The sequence below is a fragment of the uncultured Cyclobacterium sp. genome (assembly GCF_963977555.1).
Classification (GTDB): Bacteria; Bacteroidota; Bacteroidia; order Cytophagales; family Cyclobacteriaceae; genus Cyclobacterium.
In genome coordinates this window covers 308,352-325,599 of the sequence record NZ_CAXBPD010000006.1, presented here as the reverse complement: position 1 = coordinate 325,599, position 17,248 = coordinate 308,352, and the positions used below count along the sequence as shown (strand labels likewise).

The 17,248-nt window shown below is 38.3% G+C and carries 15 protein-coding genes; 14 read left to right on the top strand and 1 reads right to left on the bottom strand.

Going from position 1 to position 17,248, the window contains the following annotated elements; genetic code table 11:
• The 14 genes from AAC073_RS10090 to AAC073_RS10025 form a co-directional block, all read left to right on the top strand.
• The coding region (locus tag AAC073_RS10090) for a hypothetical protein (RefSeq protein ID WP_339923704.1) at positions 1 to 703 on the top strand (703 nt) is incomplete at its 5' end.
• A 214-nt stretch (positions 704 to 917) separates the two neighbouring features.
• Positions 918 to 1,505 (top strand): hypothetical protein, encoded by a 588-nt coding sequence (locus AAC073_RS10085; RefSeq protein WP_339923703.1) that lies wholly within the window; start codon positions 918 to 920, stop codon positions 1,503 to 1,505.
• Positions 1,506 to 1,746: 241 nt separating this feature from the next.
• Positions 1,747 to 2,307: a hypothetical protein gene (locus tag AAC073_RS10080; RefSeq protein ID WP_339923702.1), complete on the top strand. Its 561-nt coding sequence runs from the start codon at positions 1,747 to 1,749 to the stop codon at positions 2,305 to 2,307.
• A 714-nt stretch (positions 2,308 to 3,021) separates the two neighbouring features.
• Positions 3,022 to 4,242, top strand: a complete 1,221-nt coding sequence (ltrA, locus tag AAC073_RS10075; protein ID WP_339923701.1) for a group II intron reverse transcriptase/maturase — start codon at positions 3,022 to 3,024, stop codon at positions 4,240 to 4,242.
• Positions 4,243 to 4,368: 126 nt separating this feature from the next.
• Entirely contained in the window at positions 4,369 to 4,800 is a 432-nt protein-coding gene (locus tag AAC073_RS10070) for a hypothetical protein (RefSeq protein ID WP_339923700.1), read from the top strand.
• 57 nt (positions 4,801 to 4,857) lie between these two features.
• Entirely contained in the window at positions 4,858 to 5,799 is a 942-nt protein-coding gene (locus tag AAC073_RS10065) for a S41 family peptidase (protein WP_339923699.1), read from the top strand.
• 1 nt (position 5,800) lies between these two features.
• Positions 5,801 to 6,889: a serine hydrolase domain-containing protein gene (locus tag AAC073_RS10060; RefSeq protein WP_339923698.1), complete on the top strand. Its 1,089-nt coding sequence runs from the start codon at positions 5,801 to 5,803 to the stop codon at positions 6,887 to 6,889.
• Between the two features lie 315 nt (positions 6,890 to 7,204).
• Positions 7,205 to 7,477 carry a type II toxin-antitoxin system RelE/ParE family toxin gene (locus AAC073_RS10055; protein WP_339923710.1) on the top strand — a complete coding sequence of 91 codons (273 nt, stop codon included), beginning with the start codon at positions 7,205 to 7,207 and terminating at the stop codon, positions 7,475 to 7,477.
• Positions 7,474 to 7,764 (top strand): helix-turn-helix transcriptional regulator, encoded by a 291-nt coding sequence (locus tag AAC073_RS10050; RefSeq protein WP_339923697.1) that lies wholly within the window; start codon positions 7,474 to 7,476, stop codon positions 7,762 to 7,764. Before AAC073_RS10055 ends, AAC073_RS10050 begins: the two co-directional genes overlap by 4 nt.
• A gap of 629 nt (positions 7,765 to 8,393) precedes the next feature.
• The gene (locus AAC073_RS10045; RefSeq protein ID WP_339923696.1) at positions 8,394 to 9,113 is read left to right on the top strand and encodes a ribonuclease activity regulator RraA; all 720 of its coding nucleotides are present in this window, start codon (positions 8,394 to 8,396) and stop codon (positions 9,111 to 9,113) included.
• A gap of 364 nt (positions 9,114 to 9,477) precedes the next feature.
• Complete coding sequence (locus tag AAC073_RS10040; protein ID WP_339923695.1) at positions 9,478 to 13,584, top strand: YCF48-related protein; 4,107 nt, start codon at positions 9,478 to 9,480, stop codon at positions 13,582 to 13,584.
• Positions 13,585 to 13,882: 298 nt separating this feature from the next.
• A complete protein-coding gene (locus AAC073_RS10035) occupies positions 13,883 to 14,695 on the top strand; it encodes an alpha/beta hydrolase family protein (RefSeq protein WP_339923694.1) in 813 nt (270 codons plus the stop codon).
• A 33-nt stretch (positions 14,696 to 14,728) separates the two neighbouring features.
• Positions 14,729 to 15,064, top strand: a complete 336-nt coding sequence (locus AAC073_RS10030; RefSeq protein ID WP_339923693.1) for a hypothetical protein — start codon at positions 14,729 to 14,731, stop codon at positions 15,062 to 15,064.
• A gap of 192 nt (positions 15,065 to 15,256) precedes the next feature.
• Positions 15,257 to 15,691, top strand: coding sequence for a universal stress protein (locus AAC073_RS10025; RefSeq protein WP_339923692.1), 435 nt, complete (start codon positions 15,257 to 15,259; stop codon positions 15,689 to 15,691).
• A 128-nt stretch (positions 15,692 to 15,819) separates the two neighbouring features.
• On the opposite strand, the gene lpdA is transcribed toward AAC073_RS10025, so the two are convergent.
• Entirely contained in the window at positions 15,820 to 17,217 is a 1,398-nt protein-coding gene (lpdA, locus tag AAC073_RS10020; RefSeq protein WP_339923691.1) for a dihydrolipoyl dehydrogenase, read from the bottom strand.
• Between the last annotated feature and the right edge of the window lie 31 nt (positions 17,218 to 17,248).

Here is a 17,248-nt window from a genome sequence, read left to right as displayed (position 1 = left end):
TCACGTACGGTTCTGTGAGAGGGGAAGGGTGAAACTCCCTTTTCCTACTCGACACAAACACGTTACCTGCAAGCAGAAAAAAATGAAAGTACAACATCTCATAAGTCTTCTAATTATTCCAATCTTCCTTTCAAGTTGCGGAATGAACTCGATAGAAGGAATGAAAAATAATATTGATGAAAAATCAAATGAAATAGCTGACTTAAAAAACTACTTCAGTGAGATAGTGCCAGAAAATTTTACTGTAAGGATTCAGTATAATTCCTCTGATAATATTGACTTATTTATTTATGAACCAATTGGGGATTCACCTAAAAGAGAACAACTATTCGGACAATGGGATGTCGACATAGATAATTATATAGAAACGCCACAAACCAAATATGAAAAGAAATATCGTGGTAAGACAAAGTCATTAGAATTAGTTAAAAATATGCTGAATTGGAATCGAGAAACATTTAGTAATCTATATGATAAATTAGAGAAAGCTAATTGCATCGGAATTAGAAGTAGAAATCCAGTCGAAATTGAATACGGATTTAGCGGTATGGCACTATTGAGTTTTTCAGTATTTGATGAGAATTTAACTGCTGAACAACAAGAAGAATACTCAGATGACTGTATGAGTATGTTTTATAAAGAAAATATAGTTTTAAATTATGCAAGTGGAGCAACAGGGAGTTTATGTACACCTGAATTTTAAAGGAAAAAATAAAGCCAGCAGGTAACAGCACCTACCCAAAAGTGGCGGTTCAGTGGTTAAATCAAGCTTTGTGCTTCTATCAAAATTTCTGTCTGGTTGACAGTGAAGTGCTCCGAAATCGCCACCTTCGGGTAGCCGCAAACCGTTAGCGGCTATTATTTGGCGACAGTGCAAACCTTAAACAGACGGCAAAAAACAAACAGAAAATAACGACATGGAATTTCAACACGACCAATCTTGGGACAGCTTGACAACAATTTTTGCTTCCAAACTGACTGCCAAAGAAGCTTGGAATAAGTTTATCGACTTTCACGAAAAGGCAACTCCTAAACCTTACTGGACTGCTTTGCGACAGTTAGACATTGACAAAGAACAAGCCGATATTGTTGAGTGGCTTCAACATCTTGTAACTACCTCTCCACTTCCTGACAGCGTTGTTGCACTTTGGGTTGGGATTTTAAAGTTCGCTGACAATGACAAAGAAATTCCTGCAATTTATTTATCTGGTGCAGACAATTATGACATAGACGATATTGATTGGGCTTGCGACCCAATTTACTTCCCAGAGAATAGATATGCTCAACCACCATTACTACAACAAATTGACGACATAGCAAAAACTGACGAGGACAATTATGAGTTCCTTGACTGGATTTTGCCACTTGCCTATTGTGCATTGACACTTGACGAAATTATCAGAACAAAACTCAACAAGAAACTCTTTTTGACAAGCAAGAACAAATTATTTGTAGCCACAGGGCACGATAGCGGAGATTATTTAGACATATCAAGCATTGAATAAACTATGTGCGGAGAAACAACAACACAACTTCGGACAGAAAGTATAACAGCCGCTAACAGGCGTTTGGCAAAAAAGCGGGTTCAGTGCTTAAATGGAGTTTTGTGCTTCGTATCAAGTTTAGTGCTGGCAGACAGTTTAGTGCTTCGAAGTCCGCTTCTTCGCCAAGCGCCAAACCGTTAGCTGCAATATTAAGGAGTCATCGTTCACAAATAAGGATTGAAAAAAAATAATAGAAATTCTGATGCAATTAGCAATTAAGTTCAAATTCGTATTAACAACATTTTTAATTTTTTATGTATTTAATTCGTTTGGGCAATATCATGCAGGACACATTATTAATAACAATGGAGAAACTTTAAAATGTGAAATTTTCCTGCCTAATTATTTAAATGGACAATTGAACTATTCAGCTTTGACAAAAAATATTACGACTAAGACTGAAACAGGTATAATTAGATATAAACCAACCGATATAAAAATTGCAGAAATACAATTGGAAAATAATGACAAAGTTAGATTTATGTCGATTCCAGAAGACAAAAAACAATTTTTGCAAGAAAATGAAATAGGAAAATTGTCATACTTCACTTTGCATATAAGTAATTCGGGATTTGCTGCCCCAATTTTGAGAAAAGATGGTAAATTAACTTATTTGAATGTAGTAAATAAAAAGAAAAGAGTTGAAAATATGATTGCTGATTTCCCGAAACTACGTGAAGATTGGAATAATAATAAATACGATTTTACTGAGCTACAAAATGTTGTTAAATTGTACAATCAACATTTTAAAGAAATGAAATAAAGCAGCTAACATCACCTTGGATCCAACGGGCGGTACCGAGTAACTATAAAAATCATTATCTTTAAGAAGTTAGGAGTAGGCTGGAAGAGAACGTTTTCAAATGCCCGCCGTCTCCAAGCCGCAAACCGTGTGTGACTTGAATCAGCCCCTTGGGGCTGAATGCTTTGAAATGGATGGAGGACTATTGGGCAACCAATAGATAGGCCCTCCGATGGCGGCTTGCCGGAGCAGCCATCAAACTGCCTTACGCTGCATCTGGCGGAAACTCCGGTGTGGTGAACGGTTAAGGAAAAAACGGGAACATAGATTCCTGTAGGTGAGTATTGTGGAGCGGAACGAGAGTGAACCAACGATGAAGCCTCGAGAAAGCAAATTACGATGCGAAAAACAGGTAGTTACGTTTGTACCTGTGACAAGTGTGGCGGGCGTCCGGAAGATACCGGCCACACCGCATCCGGGGTTAAGCTGGCAGTGCCTGTCCCGCTGGCGGGAAACGCAGTACAGGCCATTTCAATGCCTGCCCCGATTTTTTCTCGGGGGAACGAGTGAACTCTTTGCCTTCAGGCCAAATCGAGAGAGGAAACCTGCACCCGTGGTTGGGTGAGGCAAGGGGGGCAGGTCCAGCCGTAGTAGCGTTGAAGCTCCTGTAATGGGAGTGGAGCAAAGGGCTGGACATGTTTGGTTTCAAACCAGTTTACAACCAATCAATTTGGGATGACAGACTACTATGAAACAAAATCGCAACCAATTACCAAGTTGATGGTATGGCAGGCGTACAAGAAAGTAAAATCGAACAAGGGCAGTGCGGGCATAGACCGTATGGGCTGGGAGGAATTGGACAACGATTTAACCTCACATATGTATAAACTATGGAACCGACTGACCTCGGGGAGTTATTTTCCCGTACCTGTCAAGCGGGTGGAAATAAAGAAGAAAGACGGCGGTGTCCGCAAATTGGGGGTGCCGACCCTTCTTGACCGTATCGCCCAGCAGGTAGTCCGTCAACACTTGGAAAGACAACTTGAACCACTCTTCCATGAGAATTCCTTTGGCTATCGGCCTAATAGGAGCGCCCACCAAGCAGTAAAACAATCAGAGCGAAATTGTTTCGGTCATGACTTTGTGGTAGACCTGGATATCAAAGGGTTCTTCGACAACATCAACCATGACCTGATGATGAAAGCCCTGAGACATTACTGCAAGGACGAATGGGTAGCGATGTATGTGTCCAGATGGCTAAAGGCTGGTATTATGGCGGAAGGTGAGTTTGTAGGAACAAATGTTGGTACACCTCAAGGTGGGGTAGTGAGCCCACTATTGGCAAACCTATATCTTCATGTCACTTTTGATGAATGGATGAGGAGATTTCATCCAGAGAAGCCATTCGAGCGATATGCGGATGATGTAGTGGTACATTGCAAGACGGAGAAGCAAGCCCAATTTATGCTTAGGCAAATCAGCCAGCGTATGAAGAGTTGCTATCTGGAACTGCACCCCATAAAGACGAAGATTGTAAACCTGCGGGGTTGGTCTTCGACCAAATATCCTCGGAAGTATGATTTTCTAGGCTTAACTATCAAAGCATCGATGCAGACCATCAAAGGCAGGGGCATGTTGTTGCCGGGTACATTTGTCAGTATCAAGTCCAGAACGGCGATACTGGGAAAGTTTAGGGAACTGGCAATCCACAAGTGGCGCAAGCCTATTCAGGAGATTGCCCGTCGACTTAATCCAGTTGTCAGGGGACTGCTCAACTACTACCACAAGCTAAGGGGAGAATCCATGCGTGAGGTATGGAATCAACTTAACCACCGTCTGCTCAAATGGGTCAAATGGGAGAAGGGATTGTACAAAATGGCCGCAGTCAGATGGCTTAAGCGTCAGTACAAGACCTGCCCGGGACTGTTTGCGCATTGGAAATTGGTTCAACCTTAGGTATCTTAGTCGGACCGAGCGATTTATAAACATGAAGAGCCGTGTGAGGTGAGAGTCTCACGCACGGTTCCGTGGGAAGGTAGGGGTGCAATTCCCCCGCCTGACCCGATTGTGCATTATTTAAAAATGACCAAAATCAAACTATACATATTAATCTCTTTTAGCTTTGTGAATTGCAATACTCAACCTACAGGAGTAAATCTAGATTTAGCTGGCAATCGATACTATGAAAGAGAAGCACTTTTAAAGGATATTGCTGTTTTGGAAGAGGCACTAAAAGAAGCTCATCCTGGGCTATATTGGTATAATACAGAAAATACCATTGATAGTTTGTTTTATGAATTAAGAACCTCACTGAAAGAAAAAGAAACCGAAATAGATTTTTATCGAAAAACATTAAGGTTAATCGCTCAAATTAACTGTGGGCATACTTGGTTAAATGCATCTAAACCACTTTCTGATTCGTTATGGAGAAAAATTGACCAATTCCCTGTTGATTTAAGAATCATTCAAAGAAAACTGATTTACACTGGAACTAGTTACAATAACTCAATATAAAAAGGGAATGAAATTATAAGTATTAACCAAACTTTGTCCAGCGAAATTATTGAATCCATGATAAACTACACGATTAGTGACGGGTTTATCAAAACGGGAAGAACACAAATGGTAGAACGAAGATTTGGTTTTTATTATGCACTATTATATGGATTTCGAAATCAATATAAAATTGAGTACAAAGATTCAAATAACAATACTTCACAACATTTATTTACAATAGATTCGAACAAGGAAATGGGAGAAAAGCCCATGTTTAAGAATATCAAATTTAAGATATTTGAAAAACAACAAACAGCCTATTTAAAAGTAACGAGTTTTTCAGATTCCGAAGTTGATTTTCAAATTCAACTATCCGACATTTTCAACTCACTATCCAAATCAAAAAACAGAAACTTGATTCTTGATTTAAGAGATAATCGAGGTGGTAGTGATGCCCTTGGGTTAAAACTACTTTCCTACCTTTCTTCTGATTCCATTAAAGAATTTAAGCGGATGTATTTGAAAACTATAGATGCCAATGTTTTGAAGAAGCATAGCAATTTAGAGAAAGAAACCTACAGCGTTTTAAAGGAAAATACACATAGTATAAACGATACCATTTTAGAATTAAAAGATGAAATTGGTATTCAACCATTTATGCCCTCCAAACCTGTTTTTGAAGGAAAAATATATGTTCTAATCAATGGTAATACTTTTTCCACTGCTGCCGATGTATGTTCAATTTTGTATTCTAAAGGTTTAGCTACTTTTGTAGGCGAAGAAACTGGTGGTAGCTATTATGGAAATACTAGTGGTTTGTTTGCTCAAATAACATTTCCTAACACAAAATTCGCATTGAGTTTACCATTAGTCCGCTATGATACGAATGTAAAAGAACTCTTGCCAAAAGGTCGAGGCATAATACCAGAGTACCAATTTCCCCAAACAGTAAATAATGTTACTTCTGATACAGATGAAGCATTAGATTTTACGCTACAATTAATTCAAAAAAAATGAAATGAAAATCATCATACTCTATATTTCTATTTTAATAAGTTTTGGAACATGCACTTCAAGAAATGGTACTTCCAACAAACCAATTGATTCAATAAATAATTATGATGGTAAGCCCATTACTACCGAAGAATTGGAAACTTTTTTAAAAAAGAAGATTAAATCTATGGATATACCAGGTCTTTCCATTGCGATTATTAATGATTCTAAAGTGTTATATCATAACAGTTTTGGCTATGCAAACAAAGAACTAAATTTAAAAGTTACGGAAAGTACTATTTTTGAATTCGCATCACTATCTAAATCTATTTTCGCATTTTTTGTGATGACCTATGTAGAAGAAGGAAAATTAGACCTTGACAAACCGCTTTACCAATATTTGGAATATCCCGATATCGCAACTGATGAGAGGTATAAAAAAATTACAGCTCGAATGGTTTTATCGCATCAGTCAGGATTTCCAAATTGGCGAGAGGGTGAAGATAATCAGCAACTAAAAATAAAATTTGACCCAGGGACGGATTATCTTTATTCAGGTGAAGGTTATCAATACCTCGCCTTGGTTTTACGTGAAATTGAAAATACAGATTGGCAAGGATTAGAATCTGTTTTTCAGCAAAGAATAGCACAACCATTAAATATGGAACATTCAGTTTTTATACAAACCGAATATACGAGAAAAAATAAAGCTCAACCCTATGATGAAAATACAAACCCAATTGATTGGAAAAACAGTTATTGGTATTTAAAAGACAATGGAAAATTTATAGCTCCGGCCTCTTTGCATTCTGAACCTGTAGATTTTTCTAAATGGATGATTGCTGTAATGAATAAGCAATTACTGACCAAAGCAAGTTATGGCGAACTACTAAAAACTCATTCAACAGCTAAAGAAGGTCAGTACTATACTTTAGGATTTATGACTTTGGATATGCCTTACAACACAGTCTTTTTGCATGGTGCGGACAATGAGGGGTTTACCGGTGGTTATGTGATGGATATAGATAAAAAATGGGGATTTGTACTTTTGACAAATTCTGAAAAAGGACAAGAACTAACTAATGAATTGTTTGAATTTTTTATTGAAGAATGAAAAAACAATGCACAACAATAAATATACGTAATGCGGGGCGAACTAGTAAATTTGAACCTTAAAGCAATTTAACAAACGACGTATCGGTTTGATAGTGAAGTGCCCTGAAATCCCGCACTACGCATATTCGAGTCGTTATAGCGCATATTGAGAAGCCTTATTCACGAAAGAAATTTTTCGAATTTTAAAAATAGTAACTTTTAAGTTACATTTACGTCTATGGATAAAGTAAGGGAAGTCATAGCCTACCAAAACCATTTTGAGAACTTTCTGAGAAAACAGACCGAAAAAGTTCAAAACAAAATTTATTAAGTTATTGAGGCTATTGAGACCCTTGCAAGAGTTCCTGAAACTTACCTGAAGCCTATCAAAACAAAGAAGGGGTTGTTTGAAGCCCGTATCCAGTTGGGATCAAACATCTGGAGGGTGTTTTGTTTTTTTGACAAAGGCAAGCTAGTTATTTTATTAAATGGCTTTCAAAAGAAATCACAAAAGACACCACCCAAGGAAATAGAAAAGGCGAGTAAGTTGATGGACCAATACTTTGCCGAAAAAAACCCAGAAAAAAAGAAAAGAACGAAGAAATGAATACGAAAAGCTGGAAAGACATAAAAGATGATGTGTATGGAAGGAAAGGCACATCACGAAGAGACGAACTTGAAAGAGATTTTGAATCGTTCAAGATCGGTGTATTATTGAAGAAAGCCAGGGAGGACAAGAATTTGACACAAGAGCAATTGGCAGAATTAGTAGATAAGAAAAGAACCTACATTTCAAGGGTCGAAAATAACGGAAGCAATCTGACACTTAAAACGCTCTTCGACATAGTAGAAAAAGGATTGGGAGGAAAAGTCAAAATTTCCATTAAATTGTAAAAAGAATAAGCGCTATAACATCACCTTAGATCCAGCGGGCGGTACCGAGTAACTATGAAAATCAGTATTTTTGAGAAGCTAGGAGTAGGCTGGAAGGGAACGGCTCCGAATGCCCGCCGTCTTCGAGTTAAGTCACGTTAGCGGTCATTGTAGGACGAGATACTATACGGTACAAAAAAATAAAAATGGAATTAGCGAAAGGAATTATTATACCGATTGTTACTGATTTTGTTTTAAGTCCTGACGCTTTATAAAGTGCAGTAACTGCCGGTTTCCTGCCTCATCCAGATTCGTTCAACTTGGTTATAGTGCATACCCTGCGGGATGCTACGACACCATCCATGGAAGGTTAGTGGTAAAGCAAAAAAACTGCACATTGTATTGTGCAATTAGTGGTATATTTTGTTGAATACCTTGTGCATTCCTGTGTCTTTGTGGAAATAGTATTGAGAGATTATGAGAACATTATATCAGAAATTTGAAACGCTTTTACAAAGTACAACAACAGATTTTAAACGATATTTGCACGATAACCTCTCGTGGGAAAGCCGAATGATTGGGATCATCGGTGCTCGTGGAGTTGGAAAAACCACCATGATTCTTTAAAACATCAAATTAAAACTACCATAATGCTAGCCACTACTCGTCAAAAATTACAAACCGTTAGTACTGCCACACTCGCCACCGCCTTGTTTAAACGAGGGCTTAAAAATCAGTTTATTCAAGGGGTTAAGCCATTGGAAAAAGGAAAGCCTACCATGGTGGGGGAAGCCTTTACTTTACGGTATATTCCTGCAAGGGAAGACCTCAATCCCATTACTGTCTTTCAAGATCCTAAACATCCGCAAAGGGTGGCTGTAGAAACATGCCCCTGTGGAGCGGTACTGGTTATTGACAGCCGAAAAGACAGTAGGGCGGCTTCTGCCGGTTCTATTTTGGCTTCTCGCTTAATGGTCCGTGGTGCTGCCGGAATCGTTACGGATGGGGGATTTAGGGATTCTGCTGAAATTGCCAAGTTGGACATGCCCTCCTACCACCAAGCCCCTTCTGCACCGACGAATTTAACTTTACACCAAGCCATAGACATTAATGTGCCCATTGGTTGCGGAGACGTGGCTGTTTTTCCTGGTGATGTGTTAGTAGGTGATGATGATGGGGTAATCGTTATTCCTGCTCAATTGGCTGATGAAATAGCCGATGAAGCCATCAGCATGACCCTTTACGAAGATTTTGTAACCGAAAGGGTATTGGAAGGACATAGCATTGTAGGCTTATACCCCCTCACCTTAGAAGCGAATAAAAAAGAGTTTGAGCTGTGGAAGCAAAAAATGGAGGCTACAAAGGACTAAATGAAAAAGCCTGAATTGAACCGCAGCCTGAGCCTGTCGAAGGGTACGGTTCAATTTAGGAAACACTTCAATAAAGTAGTGAAAGGGTGCCGGGTATAATGGTTTTTATGGGGAATGGTTTTCTTTTTTTAAGTTTTTGGGCAGACCGTTTGAAAAAGTAGATATTTTTAAGTAATTCGTTGTTCTAATTTACCTTTTTAATGACAGGTACCTTTGATTTAGGCGTTTTTTGGATTCAGATCAAAACGATTTATTATTTTACCTCCAATTGAATGGGGACTGAAATTTTATTTGCTTAGTTACTTTTAGATCAATAAATAATTTTTGAGCCATCAGGTTCTATTTAATACTAGTTATACCAACAATGAAAAAACTTTTTATATTAATTATTTTCATTCAAATAACTTCATCTGTTTTTGCTCAAAAAGAAGCGAACAATTGGGCGCTTGCAAATTATCAGCTCGACTTTAATGCAGGAGTGCCTGAAGTGAATTTCGAATATGCTGAATACCTCAATTTGGGATTAGGACTAATAAGCGATAAAAATGGTGATTTGCTATTTTATTCAGATGGGTATTCTGTTTGGAATAAAAATCATCAGTTGATGCCTAATGGATCTGAAGTAATTCCCTCTCCAGAAGGTTTAACTTCCCGAGAGTCACTGATAATACCTCACCCTTCAGACAATCATTTGTACTATTTATTTACGGTAGATCCTTGGGAAGGTTTTGAGTCTTCGGGCCTCTATTACTCAGTCATTGATATGAGTCTTGAAAGTGGTTTAGGGGATGTAAAGAGCAAGGGGGAAAAAATATTAGCCAATACCAGCAAACGAATTACAGCCGCATTTCATGAAAATTTAGAAGATTATTGGGTGGTAGTACATGAATACAATACCAACAATTATTATTCCTTCTTGGTTAATTCGGAAGGTGTTTCAAATGTGCCTGTTGTCAGTTCAATAGGAGGAGCTTATGAGCTTTTTCAGGGGCAATTGAAGTTTTCTCCCGATGGGAGAAGAATAGCATCCAGCCGAGATTATGATAATATAAATAATACATCTTTAGATTTATTTGATTTTGACTCTGGCACAGGAAAGCTGACCAATAGAATTAATTTAGTCCTTCCAGCTAAGAGAACTAGTTATGGTGTAGCGTTCTCGTCAGATGCTAAAAAACTTTACGTAAGCCAAGAAGGTAGTTCAGGTGAAAGTGGACTGTATCAGTTTGACCTTGAATTTTCAGACAAAGCATCAATCCAAGATTCCCGAAAGCTTTTGCACAGGGAGGTATTTAATCAATTTCGCTTTTTACAATTGGCAACAAATGGAAAAATCTACATAACAAAAGGTGGAGGAGGAGGTGGAACTGAGTACTTGGGAGTGATATCAAATGTTAATGAAATCGCTGAAAATGTAGTAGTGGAGGAAAATGGATTTTTTACTGAAGGGGGCTATTCACTTGCCAACGCTACCCCAAACTTTATACAGAATTACTTCTTCAAAACAAGTTTTCTTCAAGAGGGGACCTGTCAATCCTCTCCCACTAATTTCAGAATTACCAATTCATATCTTTTAAAATCAGCGCATTGGGATTTTGGAGATGGGGCTACATCTGAAGAGACCAATCCTCAACATACTTATATTGAAGCAGGAACTTATGCAGTTACCCTCACAGCTAATTACGCTGATCATTCGGATGTAATTACCAGAGATATAACGATTGATCCATTTCCGGCCCTAGAACTTGGAGAGGCCTTGGAATTGTGTTCTGGCTCCAAATTAACTGTTGAAGATGTATATGCGTCTTATCGCTGGAGTACTGGGGATACGACGCATACAACCAGGGTTAGCCAGACTGGTTATTATCTTATTGAGGTTACGAATAAGTTTGGATGTGCTTCTAAAGATTCGGTATATGTTGATGTCGTGGAATTACCGGAGATCAATCTTCCTGATACAATTTCTCTTGGAATTGATTCAGTTGAAATTAATCCTGGACAATTCAATAGTTACGATTGGAGTACAGGCGAAATCACTCCCTCAATTTTTATTGCGCAGCCAGGTTGGTATTCAATACTTGTGTCAAATGAATTTGGATGTGAATCAGCTAAATCATTTTACGTAAATGATGATTCTGAAATACAGAAAAAGTCAGATAAATGGATTCGACTTAACCCGCATCCCTCATCTTTGACGGGAACTGATATTGTTTTTGTAGATGATTTTTCAGGATTTGTTGTTAACAGGGAGGAGTTGCTTATAACGAAAGACCAAGGGAGTACCTGGAAGAAATTAACGGATTTAGACAATGGTTTCAGGATCAGTTTCAAAGACGGATATGGGGTCATTATAGGTAGTAGAGGGTCAATTTACAAATCGACCTATAAAGGAGAAGGGTGGAATCTATTGGAAATAAACCTTAATGATAACCTTAACAGTATCAGTCAAATCAGCAAGGACACTCTTTTCATAACCAGTGATAGCACTTTATATAAAACCTTTGATGGGGGGATATCCTGGAGTGAATTGGAGATCCCAAGTGAATTGGAAATCCCAAATGTGGATGTTGAAGATGCTTACTTTGTCAATGAAAATATAGGCCATGCAGTTTGTAAGAATGGTGTTATCAAGAAAACAATCGATGGTGGAGAGACTTGGTATTTGACGGAAACTTCAAATACAGCTCCTTCTAATTTTTTCAGGGTCACTTTTGTCAATGAACATATTGGTTATGCAACCCAAGAACATAGTGAAGTATACAAAACTACAGATGGAGGAGAAACATGGCATGAAATAACATCACTTGATGGAGCTTACGCAATACAATTTATTGATAAGAATATTGGGTTTATTGCTGGTGAAGATGGCGTCATTCACAAAACTGAAGATGGTGGAGATACATGGGATTGGCTAGGGTTTGATGGTAGAGAATTCGGAAATAGCCTTTATGGTATTCATTTTATAAACACAAACCTAGGGTTTGCCACAGGGCTAGGTGGTAGAATTATCCGGACTTTTGATGGGGGAAAAACTTGGGAAAACTATAGCATCACTTACGGTAAAATCTCAAATGTAGAAGTTACATCGAATGAAACAGTGTACGCGCATGTCGGTAATGATATCATTAAATCGACAAATCAAGGGGAAGAGCTGATCAACTTGGGTAGTCCCTTTATAGATCAGAAAACACAAGAAATTGACTTTATAAGTAATGAAATTGGGTTTGCCTTAGTAGGTGGCACACCTGGTTCTTCAGGGAATAGTAAAAAGGTTCTAAAAACAGTTGACGGGGGGCTAACATGGTCCTTACAAAATAGGAATGATATTGAATATGGATCTAATGGCCTTATAGCTATGAATTTTATAGATGAAAATACAGGATTTATAAGCGGAAGTAGAGGACAGATATTTAAAACAGTGGACAGTGGCGTTTCTTGGACAGAAATTAATTCCCCGGGAGATAGAATTGGAGAATTTCAGTTTACTGATTCGGATATAGGATATGCATCTAACACCTACAGTTACTATAACCGGGTTTTTAAAACAATGGATAAAGGGGAAAATTGGGAGTTGATATATGAAAATTCTGGAGACCCAATTTATGCCATGCATTTTATTGATAATGAAGTTGGTTACCTTATTGGTGATCCGGAATTGGGCTTACATAAAACTAGTAATGGAGGAGATACATGGGAGGCGATTGATATTCCGAGTGGTTGGTTTAAAGATGTCTATTTCCATAATGAAAACTATGGATTTATTTGTAATGAAAATGGATATGTTTTTGAAACTTTGGATGGAGGCAAAAATTGGGAATCTACAAATGAGCTTTCAGGAATAATGTCTTTTTCAAGTCATCAAAAGGAACTCTATGCGTATGGGGTTAATGGTAATCTTCTTAGAACCAATATATTGTTGAGCGATCAGTTTAGATTGTCTTCACTAGAAGTTGTTGATTTTAGAGAAACGAAGACTACTCTTTTAAATACGGAATTGTTATCAAGCATTGATGAGTTGGCTGTTAGTCTTGAGCTTAGCTCAGAAGGATCCATCATTGGACTATTTGAATATGGAGTAGTAAATGCAGGGACTGAAAACCTGGAATGGGAATTGACCAACCTGGAAGACAATAGCACTTATTATTGTCGGATTAAAATTGAATTTGGAGACGAGGTGTTTTTCAGCGAGCAAATAATGTTTGACACCTTCCTTCTTGATCCAATTTTGGGTTTAGAAGAAGGTTTTGGAAAAGACATAGTAATTTATCCCAACCCTACTGAAAATTACTTAAAAATAGAGGGATTTGATAACTTGTTAGAAGCTGTACTACTCAATCTAAATGGTGTTGAAATCAAAAAAGAATTGGTTAACCCCTATACTATGGATCTATCCGACATAGCTCCCGGAATTTATATTCTTATCCTTAAAGGAAAAGCGCATCATGTGTTTAGACAGGTAATAGTTCGCTAACAAAAACCAGCAAGCGACCATGGACAGGCTTTAACGTAATTATCAAAGTGGATTGCTCTAAAGCCGGTGATTTATCGGTCAGAAACTTAGTGATTCAGGGTCAAAAATATTCATGAGGGCCTACTTTAAACTGCTAGTTTTCCCTATCTATTCACAAACAATGAAAATATGCTCTACTTAACACTTTAGGTTTTGACAAGAGGCTACTGATCCTTTGGTTTTTATTGTTACTTTTAATAGTAGTTTGATAGGGTAAAGAATCAACTCCTAGCCTAAATAAAAAATTAAAACCAAAACCATGAAATTAAAATTAATCCTACTTTTTGTATGCTGTAATGTATTTTTACTAAAAGCCTCTCAGGTAGATACGGTCTTTGTTGAAAGTGAATCCATGAGTAAGTCCATTGCAAATATTGTAATTCTACCAGACAGTTACGCTACTCAAAAGAAAAGTTTTCCTGTACTGTATTTGCTTCATGGAGCAGGTGGAGATCATACAAACTGGGTATCCAAAGTACCTGCCATAAAAGAATATGCGGACCAATTTAATTTGATCATTGTATGCCCTGACGGGAATGCCACCAGTTGGTATTTTGACAGTCCAGTGGACGAAAAGATGCGTTATGAAACCTATTTATCTAAAGAATTAACTGGAGCCATAGACAAAACCTACAATACCATTATGGAAAAATCCGGAAGAGCCATTACAGGCTTGAGCATGGGAGGGCATGGGGCCTTTTACCTGGCATTTAGGCACCAGGATATCTGGGGAGCTGCAGGAAGCATGAGTGGAGGAGTAGACATTCGCCCATTCCCAAAAAACTGGGATTTAAACAAACGCTTGGGAGATTATGCGGAACACAAAGAAAATTGGGAAAACAATACGGTTATTAACATGGTACATCTACTGAAAGGAGATGACCTAAAACTCCTATTCGATTGCGGTATTGACGATTTCTTTTACGATGCCAATAAGCGGTTACATGCCAAATTAGTGGAAAGAAACATACCCCACAATTACACAGAACGTCCGGGAGGCCACAGTTGGGATTATTGGGCAAACTCTATTAAGTACCATTTGCTGTTTTTTGCAGATTACTTTAACGAATAAAAACGGTCAAATAAAACCCAAAATTAACTTACGATGAAAGTATTCAATAAAATAATTGTCGGCTGGCTTTCGCCTGTTTTTATACTTTTGCTTTTAGGGTCTGGCTTAAATGCCCAGCATTTGCCTTCGAAACTGCAAAATCCTATTACTGCAAAATACCTTAAGAATAACCTGAGAAAAGGCTCACCTCGCCTTGTCCTGAACAAGGATATAGAGAGGAAGCTCAAGCAAAAACTGAAAACCGACCCCCTTGTGCAAAATGTCTATAAAGGCATAAAGCAGAATGCAGAAGCTGTTTTTGAGCAGTCGATTATCAACCTGGATATTCCGCTAGAAGAAAGGTCGCAGAACAACCAGCTGGATATATAAGTACCCAGGTACATCACTTTCGGTCCTTTCTGCAATGTTCCGAATGAGGTGACTATTGAACCAATCGAAATTTTTATGTATTTTGACTCTAATTATAAGGGGCTGTTTATGAAATGGGTCCACCGTTTAATTTCTAGCAATTGGGGCGGTGAAGCATTGCCAAACCGTAACGGACAATAAAAATAATTAGACATGAAAAATATTTTAGTTACGATCGATTTCGATAAAAGTGAAGCACTATTATTAGACAAAGCTGTTCAAATGGCAGAAGCATTTGGTTCTAAATTATGGCTAATGCACATCGCTGCTCCAGATCCCGATTTTGTAGGGTACGATGTAGGCCCCCAATACATAAGAGACAGTAGGGCAGAAGACCTTCGGCAAGAACACCGAAAACTGCAAGAGTACAGTACAGCCCTTAAAAAGAAAGGAGTGGTTTCGGAAGGGCTACTTGTGCAAGGTGCAACGATTGAAATGATAATAGAAGAATCTAAAAAATTGAATGTGGACCTGATAATGGCAGGACATCACCAGCATGGGTTCTTTTACAATGCATTTGTGGGTAGTGTGTCTGCAGAAATCATTAAAAAATCAAACATACCAGTACTTATCGTCCCCTTTGAATAAATTGGACCAAGGCCAAAACTTCTTTTTATAGATTGATTTGGCTCTTCTGAATACTATCACTTATCAATATTAATAAAAAAAGCCCTTTGACGTCAATCAAAGGGCTGGTGTAAGCGTGTTCGTGGTTTTTATATATGCAAGGCTCTATTGGCTGTTGCGGCCAAGCATGCCTCTTTAAATGCCTCCGTATAGGTAGGGTGGGCATGTGACATCCTGGCGATGTCTTCTGCAGACGCACGGTATTCCATGGCTACAACCGCCTCAGCAATCATATCAGCCGTACGAGGACCAATCATGTGTACTCCAAGAATCTCATCCGTTTCAGCATCTGCCAAAACTTTCACCAAACCATCTACATCTCCACTGGCACGTGCTCTGCCGGAAGCCATAAATGGAAATTTACCTGTCTTAAATTTCTTGCCTTTTTCTTTGAGTTGTTCTTCAGTATAACCAACACTAGCCACTTCTGGCCAAGTATAAACCACACCTGGAATCAGCAAGTAGTTGACATGTGGTTTCTGTCCTGCCAAGGTTTCAGCTACAAATACACCTTCTTCTTCAGCCTTATGGGCCAACATGGCGCCTTTTACTACATCACCGATTGCGTATATATTATCAGCAGAAGTTTTCAAATGTTCATCTACTTCCACCTGACCTTTTTCGTTGATTTTTACGCCGGCTGCAGCTGCATTCAATCCGTCAGTATAAGGTTTTCTGCCAATGGATACCAGGACATAATCCCCTTTGATTTTAACGGTTTCCTTTTTGCTGTTTTCTGCTGATACTGTAACTTCTTTACCTTTTCTTTCTACAGCAGTTACTTTATGCTTAAGGTAAACTTCGAAACCAAGTTTCTTGAGTGATTTCTGAAGCTCTTTGCCCATGGTTTTATCCATTGTTGGAATAAGTCCATCCATGTATTCAACTACGGATACTTTGGCTCCCAGTCTTGCATACACTGAACCTAGTTCCAAACCAATGACTCCTCCACCGATGATTACCAAGTGCTTTGGGATTTCTTTAAGCTCAAGGGCCTCAGTGGAAGTGATTATGCGCTCTTTGTCCAAAGTGATGAATGGAAGGCTTGAAGGTTTAGAACCTGTAGCAATGATTGTATTCTTTGCTTTTAATTCCTCCGTTTTGCCGTCATCCTTAGTGACGATTATCGTTGTTTTATCTTTGAATGAACCGATTCCCTGATGAACATCGATTTTATTTTTTTTCATCAGGTATTGGATACCTTCCACATTTTGATTGACTACTTCACGCTTTCTGGTAACCATCTGCTTGAAATTGACTTTCAATGCACTAAGGTCTATACCATGATTTTTAAAAGTATGGGCAGCATTGTGGTAATGTTCTGAAGAATCCAGAAGTGCTTTGGAAGGTATACATCCAACATTGAGGCAAGTACCTCCTAAGGTTGGGTATTTTTCTATTATAGCGGTTTTCATTCCCAGTTGAGCAGCTCTAATAGCAGCTACATAGCCTCCTGGTCCAGATCCGATTACGATTAGGTCATACATTATATATCATCTTTTAGAACCTCGCCTATTT

What these genes read in the sequence shown, in the direction of transcription:
- AAC073_RS10060 (WP_339923698.1), top strand. Translation starts at nt 5,801, where the DNA reads ATGAAAATCATCATACTCTATATTTCTATTTTAATAAGTTTTGGAACA.
- AAC073_RS10045 (WP_339923696.1), top strand. Translation starts at nt 8,394, where the DNA reads ATGCTAGCCACTACTCGTCAAAAATTACAAACCGTTAGTACTGCCACA.
- AAC073_RS10070 (WP_339923700.1), top strand. Translation starts at nt 4,369, where the DNA reads ATGACCAAAATCAAACTATACATATTAATCTCTTTTAGCTTTGTGAAT.
- ltrA (WP_339923701.1), top strand. Translation starts at nt 3,022, where the DNA reads ATGACAGACTACTATGAAACAAAATCGCAACCAATTACCAAGTTGATG.
- AAC073_RS10030 (WP_339923693.1), top strand. Translation starts at nt 14,729, where the DNA reads ATGAAAGTATTCAATAAAATAATTGTCGGCTGGCTTTCGCCTGTTTTT.
- lpdA (WP_339923691.1), bottom strand. Translation starts at nt 17,217, where the DNA reads ATGTATGACCTAATCGTAATCGGATCTGGACCAGGAGGCTATGTAGCT.
- AAC073_RS10085 (WP_339923703.1), top strand. Translation starts at nt 918, where the DNA reads ATGGAATTTCAACACGACCAATCTTGGGACAGCTTGACAACAATTTTT.
- AAC073_RS10040 (WP_339923695.1), top strand. Translation starts at nt 9,478, where the DNA reads ATGAAAAAACTTTTTATATTAATTATTTTCATTCAAATAACTTCATCT.
- AAC073_RS10080 (WP_339923702.1), top strand. Translation starts at nt 1,747, where the DNA reads ATGCAATTAGCAATTAAGTTCAAATTCGTATTAACAACATTTTTAATT.
- AAC073_RS10050 (WP_339923697.1), top strand. Translation starts at nt 7,474, where the DNA reads ATGAATACGAAAAGCTGGAAAGACATAAAAGATGATGTGTATGGAAGG.
- AAC073_RS10025 (WP_339923692.1), top strand. Translation starts at nt 15,257, where the DNA reads ATGAAAAATATTTTAGTTACGATCGATTTCGATAAAAGTGAAGCACTA.
- AAC073_RS10065 (WP_339923699.1), top strand. Translation starts at nt 4,858, where the DNA reads ATGATAAACTACACGATTAGTGACGGGTTTATCAAAACGGGAAGAACA.
- AAC073_RS10035 (WP_339923694.1), top strand. Translation starts at nt 13,883, where the DNA reads ATGAAATTAAAATTAATCCTACTTTTTGTATGCTGTAATGTATTTTTA.